Origin of the sequence: Ralstonia sp. OTU4908 (assembly GCF_038440115.1) — a bacterium.
Lineage (GTDB): Bacteria > Pseudomonadota > Gammaproteobacteria > Burkholderiales > Burkholderiaceae > Ralstonia > Ralstonia pickettii.
Genome location: NZ_JASATD010000004.1, coordinates 129,476 through 147,651, shown reverse-complemented (window position 1 = coordinate 147,651; position 18,176 = coordinate 129,476). Strand labels below are relative to the sequence as shown.

Sequence of the window (18,176 nt, the reverse complement as noted above, 5' to 3'; positions counted from 1 at the left end):
CCGACTTCCAACGCTAGCCCATCATGCAAATCACGCTCGCGGCGTTCCTGCGCAACACCCCCGACGGCGAAGAAGCCCAAAGCATCGTGCAGAAGTGCGTGCACTGCGGTTTCTGCACGGCCACCTGCCCGACCTACCAACTGCTCGGCGATGAGCTGGACGGCCCGCGCGGGCGCATCTACCTGATGAAGCAGGTGCTGGAGGGCCAGCCCGCCGGCCCAGCCACGCGCCTGCACCTGGACCGCTGCCTGACCTGCCGCAACTGCGAATCGACCTGCCCATCCGGCGTGACCTACGGGCGCCTGGTCGAGATCGGCCGCAAGATCGTCGATGACCAGCTCGACGCGAAAGGCGAATCACGTCCCCTTGGCGAACGCGCCATACGCTGGGCGCTGCGCGAAGGGCTGACGCGGCCGGCACTGTTCGGCTCCGCGCTCAGGCTCGGACAGGCAGTGCGGCCGATGTTGCCGCCGGTGCTGCGCAACAAGGTTCCGGCCAGGCAGCCTCACGCCGGCACGCGGCCCGGCACCGCGCACGCACGCAAGATGCTGTTGCTCGAGGGCTGCGTACAACCCGCCATGTCGCCCAACATCAATGCGGCCACGGCGCGCGTGTTCGACAAGCTGGGCGTGCAGCTCATCAGTCCAGACCGTGCGGGCTGCTGCGGCGCGATCCGCTATCACATGAACGACCATGCGGGCGGCCTCGGCAACATGCGCGCCAACATCGACGCATGGTGGCCGCACATCGAAGCGGGCGCCGAGGCCATCGTCATGACGGCCTCCGGCTGCGGTGCGATGGTCAAGGAATACGGCCACTTGCTCCGCGATGACCCGGTCTATGCGGAGCGTGCGGCGCGCGTGTCCGCCATGACACGCGATCTGTGCGAAGTGCTGCCAGCGTTCTCGCAGCAGCTTCTGCAGAAAACCAAACCCGAAGCACAACGGCCGCGCGTGGCGTGGCACCCGCCCTGCACGCTGCAGCACGGTCAGCAGATTCGCGGTGCGGTGGAAACGCTGCTCGCCTCGCTCGGCGTGGACGTCAAGCTCTGCGCCGACAGCCACCTGTGCTGCGGCTCGGCGGGTACGTATTCGGTGCTGCAACCGAAGATCGCCTACCGCCTGCGCGACGACAAGCTCGCCAAGCTGCAGGCGACGCAGCCCGAGCGCATCGTCACCGCCAACATCGGCTGCGTGACGCATCTGCAGAGCGGCACGGACACGCCGGTCGAACACTGGATCGAGCTGGTCGACCGCATGCTGGCCTGAGACGAGCGCAGCCGGGTTCTATACTTGGCGCTTCGTCTTGCCCGGAGGCCCCATGCTGCAAACCTTCGCGATCCTGTTGACGTTCCAGTCGGTAGGAGAGCTGTTGACGTATTCGCTGCACCTGCCGGTGCCCGGCCCGGTGATCGGGATGGTGCTGCTGGTCATCTACCTGCTGGTGGACAAGGGCCGCGTGCTCGAAGTCATGCAGGGCACCGTCCGTGAACTGCTGCGTCACCTGACCATCCTGTTCGTGCCGGCCGGCGTGGGCGTCATGACGCAACTGAACCGCATCGGGCAGGAATGGCTGCCAATCGTGGTGGCGACCGTCGTATCGACGTGGCTTTCAATTGCCGCCGGTGCGCTCGTCACGCGCGCGCTGATGCGCCGGATGGGTCGCATTGACCACGGCGGCGGCGAAGCCCACGAGGAGCTGGCCCCATGAACGCGATGGCTCCCAACCTGCACCAACTCTGGGTCTACCTGGCCGCCAGCCCGCTGCTGGGGCTGACCGCCACGCTCATCGCCTACCTGATCGGCGTGCGCCTGCATGAGCGCAGCCGCTTCAACCCGATGGTCAATCCGCTGCTGATTGCGGTCGTCATCCTGGGGACGCTGCTGACCGTGACGGGCACGCCGTACAAGACCTACTTTGACGGCGCGCAGTTCGTGCACTTCCTGCTGGGGCCGGCCACGGTGGCGCTGGCGGTGCCGTTGTTTCAGCAGTGGGCGAAGCTGCGCCGCCACGCGGTACCGCTGATGGCTGGGCTCCTTGCAGGGTCGGTCGTGGCGGTGGTGTCAGCCGTGGGCATCGCGTGGCTGTTGGGCGCATCGCCGGAAACGCTGCGCTCCATGGCGCCGAAATCGGTGACGATCCCGATCGCCATGGGCATCTCGGAGAAGATTGGCGGCGCACCGACCATCACGGCGGTGCTGGTGCTCATCACCGGCATTGTCGGGGCGACGACCACGACGCGGCTGCTGAACCTGCTGCGCGTGCGCGAGTACAGCGTGCGTGGTTTTGCCACTGGCATCGCGGCGCACGGCATCGGTACGGCCCGTGCGTTTCAGGTCAATCCGGAAGCAGGGGCGTTCTCCGCATTGGGCATGGGCTTGAATGGCGTGCTGACAGCGGTGCTGGTGCCGCTGCTGGCGGGCTGGATTCCGCACTGAGCCACCCTCCCCCTCCGCCCGGCATTCACAGCCTGGGCAATCTGCAACACGATCCTCAGTCCTCCTGAAGGCTCCTGACAGAACGCTGTCAGGAGCCCCCCGCCAGAATCGCTCCACCTTAACCGGCAACGGCACTCCCAACCGCCTGAGCCACCTAACGGAGCGAACATCATGGCAAGCGTCATCAACTGGTTTGAAATTCCCGCCAACGATTTCCCGCGTGCGGTGAAGTTTTACGAGAACGTCTTCGACACGCAGCTCAAGCAAGAAGATATGGGCGACCTGACCATGGGCGTGTTTCCGGCGGGTGAGACGACCATCCACGGTGCGCTGGTCAAGGGCGAGGGCTTTGCGCCGTCCGACAAGGGCAGCGTGGTCTACCTGAACGCGCCCAATCTGGATGCCGTGCTCGAGCGCGTGAACGGCAGCGGCGGCCAATGCGTCTTTGGGCCGATGACGCTGCCCGACCACATGGGCCGCATCGCCCATATCGTCGACACCGAAGGCAACCGCATCGGCCTGCACGAGCCCGATGCCAAGACGCAGGCGTACCTGCTACAGCAGTAACGCCCCCGGGGCCGGTGCGCGGGCGCCGGCCTTCACCACGAGACAGAGAAGAACACCATGCCGAGCCAATCCCCGTATCTCATGCGTGCCGCGGATGTCACCGCGCGCACGCAGTCGTTTTCACACCCCTGGAACAGCCTGTCGGAAATTCACGGCACGATGATGGGCCGGCTGCTCGGGCTCAAGCGCACCGGCGTGAATTTCGCGCGCGTGCCGCCTGGCAAGGAGTCGTTCGTCTATCACTCGCACCAACGCGAAGAGGAATGGATCTACATCCTTTCCGGCGAAGCGCAGGCCGAGATCGACGACAACATCTTCACCGTGCGCAGCGGCGATTTCATGGCCTTCCCCACAGGCGTCGCGCACCACCTGCGCAACTGCGGAAAGGACGATCTCGTCTATCTGTGCGGCGGCGAACATCTCAACATCGAGATCGCCGATTTCCCGAGACTGGGCAAGCGCATGCTGCGCCGTGGCGAGCAGGTGGATATCGTCGACATCCAGCCTCAACGGGAACTGACGCCCTTCGGCGCGTAGGGGAAAGATTGTGCGGATTGCGCGCGGCAAGAAGCCCACTACAATGCCGCGCATGACCCGCCGCGCCGACCGCCTGTTCCAGATTGTCCAGATTCTGCGAGGCCGCCGTTTGACCACGGCGGCGATGCTGGCGGACCGCCTGGGCGTGTCGGAGCGCACCGTGTATCGCGATATCCGCGATCTGTCTGTCTCGGGCGTACCGATCGAAGGCGAGGCCGGTATCGGCTACCGCATGCGGGCAGGCTACGACCTTGCACCGCTCATGTTCACCGCCGACGAAGTCGAAGCGCTCGTGGCCGGCGCACGGATGATCAAGGCGTGGAGCGGCGGCACCATGGCCGAATCGGTGGACGCCGCATTGGAAAAGCTGATGGGCGCCCTGCCCGCGGAGCGCCGCAACGAAGCCGAGACCACGCGCATCTTCGCGCCCGGCTACGGCATGGGCAGCGAGGTCAAGCAGGTATTCGACACGCTACACGCAGCGCTTGGCCGCCACGCCGTTGCGCGGCTCGCTTACCGAGACGCGCAGGGCCAGTTGACCGAGCGCTGCATCCAGCCGCTCGGCCTGTTCTTCTGGGGACAGGTCTGGCTGGTGGCCGCCTGGTGCGAGCACCGCCAGGACTACCGCACGTTCCGCCTCGACCGCTGCGTCCAGGTCGACATTCTGGAGCGCCACTTCGCCGAATCCGCCGAGCGCTCGCTGGCGGATTTCATGCGCAAGGTGCGGGGCTCGTCGGATTAACGACCGTAACCAACGAACGCAACCTCAGGCGGGATCGGGCTCCGCCAGCAGCCGCTCAATATCGTCGGCAATCTCTTCGGGCTTGGTCAGGGGCGCGTAGCGCTTGTAGACCGTGCCATCGCGGCGCAGCAGGAACTTGGTGAAGTTCCATTTGATGGCTCCGATACCGAGCACGCCGGGCTTTTCCGAGGTCAGCCACTTGTAGAGCGGATGCGCGTTGGAGCCATTCACGTCGATCTTGCCGAACATCGGAAACGACACGCCGTAGTTCTTTTCGCAGAAGGCGCCGATCTCGTCTGCGCCGCCCGGTTCCTGCTTGCCGAACTGGTTGCACGGAAAGCCGAGCACCTCCAGCCCTTTGTCGTGCAGCCGCTTATACACCGCCTCCAGCCCCGCGTATTGCGGCGTGAATCCGCACTTGCTCGCGGTGTTCACGATCAGCAGGACCTTGCCCCTGTACTGCGACAGCGGCACGCGCTGGCCGGTCAACGAATCGGCCTCGAATGCATAAACGTCAGTCATGGCTACTCTCCGGAGGGTTGCAAACGGTAACCAGCGAGGCCGAGCAAACCTGGCACGCTGCACATCACCTCAAACGATGTAGCGTCTGCGCCACATCAGACGACATTCAGATGCTCTGTGCCGGCAGACAGGTCGGTCTGGCCACCGCGCTTGCTGTGCAGCTTGATCTGCAGGCGCAAGTCGTTGAGCGAGTCCGCGTTACGCAGCGCATCCTCGTACGTGATCTTGTTCTGTTCGTACAACTCGAACAGCGCCTGGTCAAACGAAATCATCCCCTGCTCGCGGGATTTCTTCATGACCTCCTTCAGCTCGTGCACCTCGCCCTTGAAGATGAGGTCTTGCACCAGCGGGGTCGCCAGCATGATTTCGACGGCCGGCACGCGCCCTTTCTTACCCTGACGCGGCAGCAGGCGTTGCGCAATCATCGCGCGCAGGTTCAGCGACAGGTCGATCAGCAGCTGTTGACGCTTTTCTTCCGGGAAGAAGTTGATGATCCGGTCGATCGCCTGGTTCGAGCTGTTGGCGTGCAGCGTGGCGAGGCACAGGTGGCCGGTTTCCGCATACTGGATCGCGTATTCCATCGTGTCGCGATCGCGGATTTCGCCGATCAGGATCACATCCGGCGCCTGGCGCAGCGTGTTCTTCAGCGCTACGTGCCAGGACTCGGTATCCACGCCCACCTCACGCTGCGTCACCACGCAGTTCTGGTGCGCGTGCACGTATTCGACCGGGTCTTCGATGGTGATGATGTGGCCGTACGAATTCGCATTGCGATAGCCCACCATCGCCGCCAGCGAGGTCGACTTGCCCGAGCCCGTGGCACCCACCACGATCACGAGGCCGCGCTTGCTCATGACGATCTCGTTCAGGATCGGCGGCAGGTCCAGCTCGCCCAGCGTCGGGATCTTCGTGTTGATGGTCCGCAGCACCATGCCGGCGCGGCCTTGCTGCATGAACGCCGACACGCGGAAACGCCCGGCGCCCGGCGCCGTGATGGCGAAGTTGCATTCCGAGCTGTCTTCATACTCGCGCAGCTGCTTCTCGTTCATGATCGACTTGACCAGACCGAGGGCCTGCTGGGCATTCAGCGGCTGCTGAGAGATCGGCGTGACCTTGCCGTCCACTTTGATCGCGGGCGGAAATTCTGCCGTGATGAACAAGTCCGAGCCACGGCTGTTCACCATCAACTGCAAGAGTTCGTGGATGTATTTGGTGGCGGCTTCGCGGTCCAGCATGGCGTGCCCCTCCTCGAAAGAATTGGAAAGCGCGCTGACGTATCGGTCAGCGTATCAGTTCGCGTGTCAGTTCGCGAACGCGTCCGGGTTCTTGGCGATGGCGCGTGCGTCTGCGTAGTTGATCGCCGAGCGCTTGATCAGCTCCGACAGGCACTGGTCGAGCGTCTGCATGCCCATGCCGCTGCTGGTCTGCATCATCGAGTACATCTGCGAGATCTTGTTCTCGCGGATCAAGTGACGGATGGCCGGCGTGGCAATCATGATTTCGTGCGCCGCAATCCGGCCCGAACCGTCGCGCGTCTTGAGCAGCGTCTGCGAGATCACCGCCTCCAGCGATTCGGAAAGCATGGTGCGGACCATCTCTTTTTCGTCCGACGGGAACACGTCGACGACCCGGTCGATGGTCTTGGCCGCCGAGCTGGTGTGCAGCGTGCCGAACACCAAGTGGCCGGTTTCTGCGGCGGTAAGCGCCAGGCGAATGGTTTCAAGGTCACGCAATTCGCCGACCAGCACCACGTCCGGATCTTCACGCAGCGCCGACTTCAGCGCATTGGCGAACGAATGGGTATGGGGGCCGAGTTCACGCTGGTTGATCAGGCTCTTCTTCGATTCGTGCACGAATTCGATCGGGTCCTCCACCGTGAGGATGTGGCCCATGTCGTTTTCGTTGCGGTGATTGACCATCGCGGCCAGCGTGGTCGACTTGCCCGAGCCGGTCGGGCCCGTGACGAGCACCAGGCCGCGCGGCTTCATCGCCAGGTCCGCGAACACGGCGGGCGCCTTCAGGTCATCCAGCGAGAGCACCTTCGACGGAATCGTCCGGAACACCGCCGAAGCGCCACGGTTCTGGTTGAACGCGTTGACCCGGAAACGCGAGAGCCCCGGGATCTCAAACGAGAAGTCGACTTCCAGGTTTTCTTCGTAGACCTTGCGTTGCCCGTCGCTCATGATGTCGTACACCATGGAGTGCACATCCTGGTGCGTGAGCGGTGGGACGTTGATCCGGCGCATGTCGCCGTGGATCCGGATCATCGGCGGCAGTCCGGCCGACAGGTGCAAGTCCGACGCCTTGTTCTTGGCGGAAAACGCCAGAAGCTGCGCGATGTCCATCTTATAATGACCCCCGACTTTTTTATGTCGCCCGGGCGTCGCAATGGCGCCTCCAGACGCGCTCCGAGCCGTTGTTTTGACGTGCCGGAACCTTGTTTATTTGTAACAAACGTCGCCGGATTATGTCTGCAATCGTCGCCAACTTGCAAGCCGTGCGTCAACGGATCACAACGGCCTGCACACTGGCTTCGCGCGATGCTGCGGGTGTCACATTGCTGGCCGTTTCCAAGACGTTCGACGCCGATGCCATACGCGCCGCGCATGCCGCCGGGCAACGCCTCTTCGGCGAAAACTACGTGCAGGAAGGCGTTGCCAAGATCGACGCGCTGGCCGATCTGCGCAAGGGCACCGACCCGATCCGCTGGCACTTCATCGGCCCCCTGCAGAGCAACAAGACGCGCGCCGTGGCCGAACAGTTCGACTGGGTGCACAGCGTCGATCGCCTGAAGATCGCCGAGCGGCTGTCGGCGCAGCGCCCGGACACCTTGCCGCCGCTGCAGGTCTGTCTCGAGATCAATATCAGCCGCCAGGCCAGCAAACATGGTCTGCTCCCCGATTTCGATGAAGTGCTTGCCGTGGCACAAGCCGTCTTGGCGCTGCCCCGTCTGCAATTGCGCGGCCTGATGGCCGTGCCCGAGCCGAGCGATGACCCCGTGGCGCAGCGCAAGCCGTTTGCTGATCTGCGTGCCCTGGCAGGCCGGTTGCGCGAGGCCGGCATCCCGCTCGATACGCTCTCGATGGGCATGTCCGCCGACCTGGAAGACGCGATTGCCGAAGGCGCCACGATTGTGCGCGTCGGCAGCGCCATCTTCGGCGCGCGGCATTACGCCAACGCCTGAATTCCTGTTTCCTCTCACACCACCACTCTCATGCTCGACACTCTGAAACTCGGCTTCATCGGCGGCGGCAACATGGCGGCGGCCCTCATCGGCGGCCTGATCGCCAAAGGCGCACACGGCGCCAACATCGTGGTGGTGGACCCGACCGAACCCGCCCGCAGCCGCGCCGAGCAGACCTGGGGCGCCCGCACAGCCGCCGCTCCGGGCGCCGAACTGGCCGACCGCGACGTGATCGTCCTGGCAGTCAAGCCGCAGCAGATGCGCGAGGTCTGTGCGCAACTGGCACCGCATCTGCGTGACAGCCTGGTGCTGTCGGTGGCGGCGGGCATCCGGATCCAGGATCTGTCGCGCTGGCTGAATGGCCACGCGCGTGTGGTTCGGGCGATGCCGAATACGCCTGCGCTCTCCGGTCTGGGTATGACCGGCCTGGCCGCCAATGCTGGCTTGTCCGACGCCGACCGCGCGACCGCCAGCGCCATCGCCAATGCCGTCGGCAAGAGCGTTTGGGTGCCCGCCGAAGCGCAGATTGATGCGGTCACGGCCATCTCGGGCAGCGGCCCGGCGTACGTGTTCTATTTCATCGAGGCAATGCAGCAGGCGGCGCAGGAGCTGGGGCTGTCGGCGGAGGATGGGCGCACGCTGGCGATCGAGACGTTTATTGGCGCGGCCACGCTGGCGGGCCAATCATCCGAGCCGGTGGAGGTGCTGCGCGAGCGTGTGACTTCCAAGGGTGGGACGACGTCTGCGGCGCTGACTTCAATGGAAGGGGCCGATATCAAGGCTGCTTTTGTGCGGGCGATGCACGCTGCGGCGGCTCGGGGGAAGGAGATGGGGGAGGAGTTTGGACGGGATTGAGGCCTTGGTGGTCCATCTGTGTTTCGTACCCTGCCGTGGCTGAAACAAGGGATGGACCAAAAAATTAGCGCAGCAGATACGCCCCCGCCACCCCGGCAAACAAACAAGCCCCCAGCCAATTGTTATGCCGGAAAACAAAAAAGCACTTCATCCGATCACGCGTCTGCAGCATCGGGTAATACCAGAGCGACAACGCCACGGCAGCGGCAAATCCAATCCAGTACGCCACGCCTAGTGCCATCAGATGGCCAGCCCAGGCCATGATGCCGAAGAACCCGACGTAGCAGAGCATGATCGCCGCCACGTCATAGCGCCCGAACGTAATGGCCGATGTTTTGATGCCGATGAGCAGATCGTCATCCCGGTCGACCATCGCATATGCAGTGTCGTAGGCGACGGCCCAGAACACATTGCCGGCCAGCATCAGCCATGCGAGCGCCGGCACCTGATCCTGCACCGCTGCATACGCCATCGGAATTCCAAACCCGAACGCAATACCGAGGTACGCCTGCGGAATCGCGAAGAACCGCTTGAAGAACGGATACGTGCCGGCAATCACAATGGCGGCGACCGACATCCACTTCGTCAGCGCGTTGAGCGGCAGGATCAGTGTGAAGGCAATGAGCGACAGCACCGCGGCAACCGCCAGCGCTTCCCACGGGGCGATCAGTCCCGCGGTGATCGGCCGCTCCTTGGTACGTTTGACGTGCTTGTCAAAGTCGCGATCCGCCCAGTCGTTGACCGCGCAGCCGGCCGAGCGCATCAGGAACGTGCCAACCGTGAAAATCACCACCAGCGACACCGGCGGATGACCATCGGCGGCCATCCACAACGCCCACAGCGTCGGCCACAGCAGCAGCAGCGTGCCGATCGGTTTGTCCATCCGCATCAGGCGCGCATAGAGCACGAGGCGGCTGGGTTGGGCAGCGGACGATTGCATGGAATTCACCAAAGAAAAATGGCGCCTGCACGAGGCAAGGCGCCATTTTAGTCCTGCCGAAAGCCGCTTACGCTGCGGCCAGATCGAACCGGTCGAGATTCATCACCTTGACCCACGCGGCGACGAACTCGCTGATGAAGCGCTCCTTGCCGTCGGCGCTGCCGAACACCTCGGCGAGGGCACGCAGGATCGAGTTCGAACCGAACACCAGATCAACGCGCGTGCCGGTCCACTTGCGCTCGCCCGTCTTGCGGTCATAGCCCTCGTAGATGTCGCCGACGGGCTTCCACTCGGTGTTCATGTCGAGCAGGTTGACGAAGAAGTCGTTCGTCAGCGCGCCTGGCGTGTGGGTCAAGACGCCATGCTGGCTGCCATCTGCGTTGATGTTGATGGCACGCAGGCCGCCGATCAGCACGGTCAGCTCGGGTGCTGTCAGCGTCAGGAGTTGAGCCTTGTCGAGCAGGAGCACTTCGGCCGGCACCGCAAACTGCGACTTCTGATAATTGCGGAAACCATCGGCGACGGGTTCGAGCACCGAGAACGACGCGGCATCCGTCTGCTCGGCCGTTGCATCGACGCGGCCCGGCGTGAACGGCACGGTGATCGTCGTGCCAGCTGCCTTGGCGGCCAGTTCGATACCGACGCTGCCTGCCAGCACAATCACATCCGCCAGCGAAGCCTTGCCGGAGGCGCGTTGAATTTCTTCCAGCTTGGCCAGGGTGCCGGCCACGGGCTGGTTGACGGCCCAATCGTTCTGCGGCGCCAGGCGAATACGCGCACCGTTGGCGCCGCCACGCTTGTCCGAACCGCGGAAGGTCGAGGCAGATGCCCAGGCCACGGCAACCAGCTCGGATGCTGACAAGCCGGAAGCGGCAATCTTTGCCTTAAGGTCCGCGATATCGGCCTCGGTCGGCTTGTGTGTGGCGGCCGGCAGCGGGTCTTGCCAGATCAGGTCTTCACGGGGCACTTCGGGGCCGAGGTAACGCGACTTCGGTCCGAGATCCCGGTGCGTGAGCTTGAACCAGGCGCGGGCAAAGGCTTCGGCAAACGCCTGCGGGTTGTCGAGGAAGCGGCGCGAGATCTTTTCGTACGCCGGGTCGAAACGCAGCGACAAGTCGGTCGTCAGCATTGTCGGCTTGCGCTTGGGCGAGTCGGGCGTCGGGCCCGGAATGATCGCCTCGGCGTCTTTGGCCACCCATTGCAGCGCGCCGGCCGGGCTCTTCTCCTGCACCCATTCGTACTTGAACAGGTTCTCGAAGAAGAAGTTGCTCCATTGCGCGGGGGTCTGCGTCCAGGTGACTTCCAGCCCGCTGGTGATGGCGTCCGCGCCCTTGCCCGTCCCGTAGGTGCTGGCCCAGCCCAGCCCCTGGGCTTCCAGCGGAGCGGCTTCGACATCGGCGCCAACGTGGCTTGCGGGGCCCGCTCCGTGCGTCTTGCCGAAGGTGTGGCCGCCGGCAATGAGCGCGACGGTTTCTTCGTCGTCCATCGCCATGCGGGCGAAGGTTTCGCGGATGTCCTTGGCGGCCTCGAGCGGATCACCATGAGCATGCTCCGGACCTTCCGGATTCACGTAGATCAAGCCCATCTGCACGGCGGCGAGCGGGTTCGCAAGGTTGCGCTCGCCCGAATAACGCGTGGCTTCAAGCCACTTGGTCTCGTTGCCCCAGTAGACGTCGTTGTCGGGTTCCCACGTGTCTTCCCGGCCGGCAGCAAAGCCGAACGTGCGGAAGCCCATGGTTTCGAGGGCCACGTTGCCGGTCAGGATCAACAGGTCGGCCCACGAAATCGCCTGGCCGTATTTCTGTTTGATGGGCCACAGCAAACGGCGCGACTTGTCGATGTTGACGTTGTCGGGCCAGGAATTGAGCGGTGCAAAACGTTGCTGGCCGCGCCCGGCGCCGCCACGGCCATCGCCCGTGCGGTACGTACCGGCAGCGTGCCATGCCATACGGATGAACTGCGGGCCATAGTGGCCGAAGTCCGCCGGCCACCAGTCTTGCGAATCCGTCATCAGGCGACGCAGGTCAGCCTTGAGTGCGTCGTAATCGATCGCGCTGAACGCCTTGCGGTAGTTGAACTGCGACCCGAGCGGATCCGACTTCTCGGAATGCTGGTTGAGCAAGTCAACACGCAGCTGATTGGGCCACCAATCCTTGTTGGCCGTACCGCCACCGAAGGCGTGCGAAGCAGCGGGAGCATGGCCGGAAAACGGGCATTTGGCTTCAGTCGTCATGATTCTCTCGTCTAGGTCATGGGGTTGATGCCGCCCCACCCGCAGCACAACGGGCTCGCGGGAGGGGCGCAATTCGCTGCTGTCGAAACGCCTGTCGCAATCGTGGCGAACGGCCGTTAGGCCAGCCTTAAGCCAGAAGCGAGCGCAGCATCCACGCAGTCTTTTCGTGAATGTCCATGCGTTGCGTCAGCAGATCGGCGGTCGGTTCATCGGCGGCCTTGTCGACGTCCGGGAACAGGCTGCGGGCGGTGCGCGTCACGGCTTCGTGGCCGGCCACCAGCTCGCGGACCATGTCCATCGCCTCGGGCACGCCCTTCGATTCCGGAATCGACGACAACTTGGCGAACTCCGAATACGAACCCGGCGCGGGATAGCCCAGCGCACGGATGCGCTCAGCCACCGGATCGACGGCATTCCACAGTTCGTTGTACTGCGTCTCGAACATCAGATGCAGCGTGTTGAACATCGGGCCAGTGACGTTCCAGTGGAAGTAATGCGTCTTCAGATAGAGCGAGTAGGTATCGGCCAGCAGGCGCGACAGGCCTTCGGCGATCTTCTTGCGATCCTTGTCAGCAATGCCGATGTTGATCTGGGCTGCGGCAGTCGCGCCGCTGTTCTTCTTTGCCATCTGGATTCCCCTATGAAGTGGTGTGCAAAAACGCAATGCCGTTGCCGTGATTCAGCGTTGGGCAATACGTGCTTCGAGCCTTCTTTCGGTTGCCACTGAAGCAGCAAGTTCCGATCGTCGCATCGTCCTATGACGAAACGCAGAGCGGAAGGCAACCGAGCATCAGGCCGGTCATCAGACCGTGAGCTGCACCATACCGTGCAGGAGCACGATCATAGCGCCGGCAGCCACGATGGACAGCCCGATCTGCTTGCGCACCCACTTGCGGTGCAGGCGAGCGGATTCTGCAACCCGCGAGACGCGGCCGCCGGCTGCACTGCCCGGCATGCCGGACAACGTCAGCACCTCCGCCTGCGAGGCGCGCACTGTGCCCGCAAACCCCTGCCACTCCGAAACGAACATCCGCATCATTGCCATGTTTTTTCTCCTTGCGACCCTGCGCGCTCCTGATGCCTTGCCACAGCTCCGGGCAACTTCATGCATCTATCAGACTAGTGCGATTCACCATAGGCGGCGAGCCATTCCAGCACGGTAGCAACGGTGTTCGAAGCAAGCGGCAGGGACATGACGGGCTCCATGGTGATTGGGCAGTGAGCGACGCGCTCACCATGGAACACAGTCTACTTTCCAACTATTGATGCGTATATTTGATTGTTTTTATCTATCAATTAGACGTGCGCTATTGCCGTCATGCGGTGGTGTGTTGTCGACATAGCGGAGGAAATTGCAAAATAGCGAAGTACTCTGCAAATTATCGAAGCTGCGAGATAGCCAAATTGCCGCCAAAGGCTTTCAGTAAAGCCATTTCCAGCGCATCCCTTGGCGTCCACAATGACGCGTCGCACAATTGGAGAGGGCGCACATCCACTCAATCCGTCGCCAGATGGCCCCTCTGGGCACGGCAGGTCGCGACCCAATACTTCGCCGGATAGCTCCAAACGATGTGGTGTTGTATGGTTGAAAAACATAGCAACACCGGTCCATCTCACGCTCACCTCTCCATGGCTGCCAAGGACATCCGCCGTCACCAACCGACCCCAGTGGTCGGTCTCGGCAGCCGCACGCTCGCTCCGTCCGGGCGAGTTCGCTCGCGAATAGCCGGCTGATTCCCAGCCTCTATTGGTCCCGGCATTTCCCGGTTCGACAACTGCGGCTACACGCCGCCAGTTCGCGTATGGAAAAACATCATGTCTGCTCCCAAGCACCCTCAGGAGCCTCCTCCTGGATTTGTTCCCTTAGGGGACCTTGCGGCGTTGTGTAATCCGGCCGCATGGAAACTGCTCATCCCATGGAATACTCACTACGCCCTTGACACGGCCCGCCAAGCCAAACTGGATCTTGTTGTGATCAAGGAAGGCGAGCCTAAATCCTCATTTGCCGAACCATCTATCACAGCGCCGGCAGAAGTGGCGCGAGCTCCATGCCGCGCCAAACGTCGGCACGTTCAGATCTTTGAACCAGAAGCGCTCGCGCAAGCCAATTCCGATTTGCTGGTCGACCGTGACCAACGGCGGTATGCACAGTCCTTGTTGGAGCGAGCCGGAACCAACGGCGGCTACCGAGCGCTGCCTCGTATCCGGTCGGCGCTGAAAGAACTCGAAGCAGCACAGAGCCTGTTCGGCAACCTGAGCCAGCCGATTCAGAAGTTAAGCATTGATCTCACGCTGGCCAGCGCCATGCGGACGAGGGATTTTCGCGTTCGACCGATTCTGTTGACTGGTGAACCGGGTGTGGGCAAGACACACTTCGCGTTGAAGTTGGCGGAAATCTTGGGTGTGCCAATGCGCAAATGGTCTGCCGCAAGCACACAAGCAAGCTTCCAGCTGACGGGCGGCGATACCGCTTGGCATCACTCTCGACCAGGGATGATTGTTGAGATGCTTGCCAGCGGCAAGTCAGCCACGCCCATCCTCGTCTTGGACGAAGTGGACAAGATTGGCAGCGATGGCCGCTACCCGGTAACGCCGGTACTGCTGGATCTACTTGAGCCCGCAACAGCAACCACGTTCCAGGACACGTTTTTTCGTATGGCGTTTGACGCTAGTCGGATCATCTGTGTCCTGACGGCGAACGATCTCGACGCTGTGCCGGCGCCCCTACTGAGCCGCGTGGAAGTATTCGACATCCCGGCACCCGGGCCCGAGCAACGCTTACGGCTCGTCTTGGCGGAAGTTCGTCGGCTGCAGCGGGCCACCGGTAAGCGCATTGAACTGGACGCCAGTGCAGCAGAAGCCTTGTCAGAAAGAAATGATGTCGATCTGCGCGCAACGCATCGCCTGGTGCGGGATGCGTTCGCAGTTGCGATGGCTTCAGGCAGGGACATCGCCGTGCCCAAAGTGCCGCGGCGTGTTGCGCGGCAGGCGATTGGTTTCGCGACGGATGGCAGGTCCGCCGACCGGACGTAGGGCGTGGCGAGCGATGAATACGCTAATCTCCAGCGAGCCCCACTGCTGCAATACAGACCGAGCAGGTTACCCGATAGGGCGATCCGCGCGACCCCGAAGGTGCGGAAGGAGTATTCTGAGGACAGGACAAGTGGAGAATGCCATGCCGGCAGACAAACTCGGCCGCTTCATGACCAGCGACCTGTTTCTAGCCCGCGCGAACGCGGCAATTGCCAAAGCTGTGCATCAACTCGAGGAGCAGGGCATTGCACCCTCCTACATCGAGCGCCCGCAAAGTGATGAGCCGAAAGCCCAGCCTGACTATGACGTCGCACAGGAGCCTAAGAACAAGTGAGCTTGACGTCATAGGCCATACCAGTAGCGCTCAGCAGTCCTCAAGAAAACAAGAAGGAGCGCTGCGACGGCAAGCGCAGAACATGATTGCTCTTCAGGCTGACGCGCGCCCTGGAGGGGTCACCGGATTCATCGACCACGACGATCTCACCGCCTTGGTGAAGCTCTAGCAGGGTGGCCTCCACCATTTCGCGAGTGGCAGGCGTTGTGTTGATCAGCTTCAGAAAGAACTGCTCGAAGGTCATTCCCTCTGCGCCATCGAACAACATCGCGGGGACCTGTTCAAGCATGGTTTCCTTGCTCACTGCTGCCGCGACCTCGCTGAAGTCGAATCCCGCCTGCAGCTTGTGCTCATCGTCGATCTTGCTGATGTAGCCCGTGCTAAACATATGGAAGCCAGCGTCCCCGTAGTGAGCGAAGTGATTGTGGTGCTGCCAATGCGTGGAAGCCATAACATCCCGAGCTTTCCAATGCTGAGACAGGTGCAATAGCCAAAAATCACCATGCCCGCGCTCAGGGCGAACAAAGAACGGCGTGTAAAACTGGGCCGAGCATTGATCTGTTAGATCCCGATAGAGCGAGGACTGGAGATGCACACGCCAGCGTGGCGACTGCTTGATCTCGTCGATCTCGGATGCCCGCACTGATGCGCTGATGCCTGTGGCCTTCTCGAAGGCCGCAAGGTTGCGCTCATTCAGGTACTTGATCAGCGCATCGATGTAGAAGGTGAGGATCACCTCGGCATGCTTGAGTTTGGCAAAAATATCGCGCAAACAGTGCATCGGCACGTCGGAATAGCCATACTGATCGAGAACGAACAGCGCTCGTCCAGAACGAGGACTTCGATCATGGCATCGCTGAATAGCTGCACCACAATGGTCGGCGAACTCGCCTTTGACTATGCTTACTTTCCCGATGGCGAGCGCTGCTCCGTACCCTCGCTCCCTGAGCAACCGCTCAAGATAGTCCAGCGACTGCTCACTAGCGTCAATGCAGATGAGTTCGACGTCAATCAGGATGGGCTTGCGACGTTCCTGCCGAACATTCACGAGGATCTCGGCCTCGCGTATAGCCTCAAGAATGACGAGGGGCGAGCCCGGAACTTCCTGGCCATCCTCATTGAGATAGAGCCCACCACCACAGAAGCCATCAACGATGGTCAGCTGGATCTTGTCTTGTTGCGGCAGCGACACCAGCGTCAGGAAATAGTCGACCAAGTAGTTGCGCAGGAGCGCATGCTTGACCTCGCTATGCCGCTTAAGCAGCGGTGGCGGACTTCCCCAGACCCAGGTGTAGTGTGGCATTGAGTGGCAGCGCTGTTGTGATCCCCGCCTATCAATGTGCTCCCGCGGCCTCCCAAAATCAAGGGCGTCTCGATACCTCTCAGTTAGAAGCCACGCGCTCTACGACAGTGACCGGCATTTCGTCCCAGGTCCTGCCATTTAATTCGCGACCGTTGGCAGCCTTCGCCCGCTTTTTGCCGTCTGCACCCCAACCGCCCCACTGCTTAAAGAAAAAGGCGACGCCCTGCTCTTGGCATTGCTCCCGAACAGCCTCTGCCCATTCCATCTTCATTGGGCGTGCCTTCGGACCAGACTCACCGCCCACGATCACCCAATGAATGTCTGTCAGATCGAGTTCGCCAACATCAGCCAGTAGCGGCTCAACCGATAGGAACCGGATGGTCGCGGGCACTTGACGTAGATGGTCGATACGTGGAACGCCGTATTTCCGGTCCTCGACAGAGACCCCAAGCCACGCATTCGTCGGCACGGAGCGCTTCCGGAAATAACGCGCCATCCGAGCGGCTCGTTTGGTAAGAATTTGGTATGTATGGTGCGGTGTTTGCGCGATGACTTCGAACACTTTGTCGATATACGCGTCCGGCACCCGCTCGTGGAACAGATCCGACATGGAGTTCACAAAATAGACTGTCGGCTTCTTGCGTTTGATCGGGTCGTTGAAGCGCTCAGGCAAAAGAGTGAGCGCAAAGCCGTTCTCATAGCCAGGCGTCCCCATAGCTTTCAGCCGCTTGGCCATGGCCTCCGCATAGCAATGCTTGCACCCGGGCGAGATCTTGGTGCACCCGACTGTCGGGTTCCACGTTTGCTCAGTCCACTCAATCTTGCTGATGGTTGTCATCGAGATATTCCCTGTTTTTTTATCTTAGCCCCACCGTCCGACTGCGGCCTATAGCTTCGGACAATGCCCCTGACGACGCCGATGATGTTCAGGGTCTTCTCGGGAGTCGCCGTCTTGCCGTCCATGCCATGCGATACGAGGCGCGGTTGACCTCGATCATTCCTGAATTCTTTGATGGTCTGGCTACCATCGATTTCGGCCACCACGATGTCGCCGGTCAAAGCCTGCGAACTCGTCTCAACCACGGCGACGTCGCCACTAAGAATCCCGGCATTCAGCATTGAATCGCCGCGCACCTTCACCAGCACGGTCTTCGAAGGCTTCGCCATCAACAGTTGATCGAGAGCCTGGGCTTGTACAAGGCCCGTAGCGTTGCCATCAGCACCAAAGCCTGCTCGCACCTCATCGTCGCTCAACTCAAGCGTGAAAAAGGCAGGGCCTGGCGCCAAGCGCCCGCCCACAGACTTAGTCAGATGGCCGGAAGCAATCAGCCTCTGCGTAAGCTTGAAAGCTGCGTTCTTCGCCTTGAAACCAAGCGCTTTGGCGATCTGGCTGTACGAGGGCACGCACCCCATCTGCGCATATGTATCGCGAAGTCGGCGCAGATGCGCCTGATCATTGTTGGTTCGAGCCATTTCGTCATTTTGGTG

Annotated in this window: 20 protein-coding genes; 10 read left to right on the top strand and 10 right to left on the bottom strand. The window is 62.0% G+C overall.

The window, feature by feature from the left end; all coding sequences use genetic code 11:
* Positions 1-23: 23 nt before the first annotated feature.
* The 6 genes from glcF (at position 24) to AAHM38_RS05555 (ending at position 4,284) form a co-directional block, all read left to right on the top strand.
* On the top strand, positions 24-1,268 hold the full coding sequence (gene glcF / locus AAHM38_RS05580) for a glycolate oxidase subunit GlcF (protein ID WP_012762827.1): 1,245 nt from the start codon (positions 24-26) through the stop codon (positions 1,266-1,268).
* Between the two features lie 52 nt (positions 1,269-1,320).
* Positions 1,321-1,710, top strand: coding sequence for a CidA/LrgA family protein (locus tag AAHM38_RS05575; RefSeq protein ID WP_012762828.1), 390 nt, complete (start codon positions 1,321-1,323; stop codon positions 1,708-1,710).
* Positions 1,707-2,438 (top strand): LrgB family protein, encoded by a 732-nt coding sequence (locus AAHM38_RS05570; protein WP_004631621.1) that lies wholly within the window; start codon positions 1,707-1,709, stop codon positions 2,436-2,438. Before AAHM38_RS05575 ends, AAHM38_RS05570 begins: the two co-directional genes overlap by 4 nt.
* A gap of 171 nt (positions 2,439-2,609) precedes the next feature.
* Positions 2,610-3,005, top strand: a complete 396-nt coding sequence (locus tag AAHM38_RS05565) for a VOC family protein (protein WP_004631619.1) — start codon at positions 2,610-2,612, stop codon at positions 3,003-3,005.
* A gap of 57 nt (positions 3,006-3,062) precedes the next feature.
* On the top strand, positions 3,063-3,542 hold the full coding sequence (locus AAHM38_RS05560) for a cupin domain-containing protein (protein ID WP_012762829.1): 480 nt from the start codon (positions 3,063-3,065) through the stop codon (positions 3,540-3,542).
* Between the two features lie 43 nt (positions 3,543-3,585).
* A complete protein-coding gene (locus tag AAHM38_RS05555) occupies positions 3,586-4,284 on the top strand; it encodes a helix-turn-helix transcriptional regulator (RefSeq protein ID WP_012762830.1) in 699 nt (232 codons plus the stop codon).
* 24 nt (positions 4,285-4,308) lie between these two features.
* On the opposite strand, the gene AAHM38_RS05550 is transcribed toward AAHM38_RS05555, so the two are convergent.
* From AAHM38_RS05550 to AAHM38_RS05540, 3 genes are all read right to left on the bottom strand, one after another.
* Positions 4,309-4,806, bottom strand: a complete 498-nt coding sequence (locus AAHM38_RS05550; RefSeq protein ID WP_012762831.1) for a glutathione peroxidase — start codon at positions 4,804-4,806, stop codon at positions 4,309-4,311.
* A 95-nt stretch (positions 4,807-4,901) separates the two neighbouring features.
* Positions 4,902-6,041 (bottom strand): PilT/PilU family type 4a pilus ATPase, encoded by a 1,140-nt coding sequence (locus AAHM38_RS05545; RefSeq protein WP_012762832.1) that lies wholly within the window; start codon positions 6,039-6,041, stop codon positions 4,902-4,904.
* 66 nt (positions 6,042-6,107) lie between these two features.
* Positions 6,108-7,151 carry a type IV pilus twitching motility protein PilT gene (locus AAHM38_RS05540; RefSeq protein WP_009241469.1) on the bottom strand — a complete coding sequence of 348 codons (1,044 nt, stop codon included), beginning with the start codon at positions 7,149-7,151 and terminating at the stop codon, positions 6,108-6,110.
* Between the two features lie 122 nt (positions 7,152-7,273).
* Here AAHM38_RS05540 and AAHM38_RS05535 point away from each other — a divergent pair, with 122 nt between their 5' ends.
* Together AAHM38_RS05535 and proC are read left to right on the top strand one after the other, a co-directional pair.
* Complete coding sequence (locus AAHM38_RS05535; protein WP_012762833.1) at positions 7,274-7,990, top strand: YggS family pyridoxal phosphate-dependent enzyme; 717 nt, start codon at positions 7,274-7,276, stop codon at positions 7,988-7,990.
* A gap of 30 nt (positions 7,991-8,020) precedes the next feature.
* Positions 8,021-8,845 (top strand): pyrroline-5-carboxylate reductase, encoded by an 825-nt coding sequence (gene proC, locus AAHM38_RS05530; protein ID WP_012762834.1) that lies wholly within the window; start codon positions 8,021-8,023, stop codon positions 8,843-8,845.
* 64 nt (positions 8,846-8,909) lie between these two features.
* Here proC and ubiA read toward each other — a convergent pair whose 3' ends face one another.
* The 4 genes from ubiA to AAHM38_RS05510 form a co-directional block, all read right to left on the bottom strand.
* Positions 8,910-9,785: a 4-hydroxybenzoate octaprenyltransferase gene (ubiA, locus tag AAHM38_RS05525; RefSeq protein WP_012762835.1), complete on the bottom strand. Its 876-nt coding sequence runs from the start codon at positions 9,783-9,785 to the stop codon at positions 8,910-8,912.
* 67 nt (positions 9,786-9,852) lie between these two features.
* The gene (katG, locus tag AAHM38_RS05520; RefSeq protein ID WP_012762836.1) at positions 9,853-12,018 is read right to left on the bottom strand and encodes a catalase/peroxidase HPI; all 2,166 of its coding nucleotides are present in this window, start codon (positions 12,016-12,018) and stop codon (positions 9,853-9,855) included.
* A gap of 127 nt (positions 12,019-12,145) precedes the next feature.
* A complete protein-coding gene (locus AAHM38_RS05515) occupies positions 12,146-12,646 on the bottom strand; it encodes a Dps family protein (RefSeq protein ID WP_009241474.1) in 501 nt (166 codons plus the stop codon).
* A 174-nt stretch (positions 12,647-12,820) separates the two neighbouring features.
* Entirely contained in the window at positions 12,821-13,063 is a 243-nt protein-coding gene (locus tag AAHM38_RS05510; RefSeq protein WP_012762837.1) for a hypothetical protein, read from the bottom strand.
* 770 nt (positions 13,064-13,833) lie between these two features.
* Between AAHM38_RS05510 and AAHM38_RS05505 the strand changes: the two genes are divergently transcribed.
* Together AAHM38_RS05505 and AAHM38_RS05500 are read left to right on the top strand one after the other, a co-directional pair.
* Positions 13,834-15,051: an AAA family ATPase gene (locus AAHM38_RS05505; RefSeq protein WP_012762838.1), complete on the top strand. Its 1,218-nt coding sequence runs from the start codon at positions 13,834-13,836 to the stop codon at positions 15,049-15,051.
* A gap of 142 nt (positions 15,052-15,193) precedes the next feature.
* Positions 15,194-15,385 carry a hypothetical protein gene (locus AAHM38_RS05500; RefSeq protein ID WP_012762839.1) on the top strand — a complete coding sequence of 64 codons (192 nt, stop codon included), beginning with the start codon at positions 15,194-15,196 and terminating at the stop codon, positions 15,383-15,385.
* A 40-nt stretch (positions 15,386-15,425) separates the two neighbouring features.
* Here AAHM38_RS05500 and AAHM38_RS05495 read toward each other — a convergent pair whose 3' ends face one another.
* From AAHM38_RS05495 to AAHM38_RS05485, 3 genes are all read right to left on the bottom strand, one after another.
* Complete coding sequence (locus AAHM38_RS05495) at positions 15,426-16,688, bottom strand: three-Cys-motif partner protein TcmP (RefSeq protein WP_012762840.1); 1,263 nt, start codon at positions 16,686-16,688, stop codon at positions 15,426-15,428.
* 79 nt (positions 16,689-16,767) lie between these two features.
* Positions 16,768-17,526, bottom strand: a complete 759-nt coding sequence (locus AAHM38_RS05490; protein ID WP_012762841.1) for a DUF5131 family protein — start codon at positions 17,524-17,526, stop codon at positions 16,768-16,770.
* Positions 17,523-18,161, bottom strand: a complete 639-nt coding sequence (locus AAHM38_RS05485) for a LexA family protein (protein WP_041668295.1) — start codon at positions 18,159-18,161, stop codon at positions 17,523-17,525. The genes AAHM38_RS05490 and AAHM38_RS05485 overlap by 4 nt, the downstream gene beginning before the upstream one ends.
* Between the last annotated feature and the right edge of the window lie 15 nt (positions 18,162-18,176).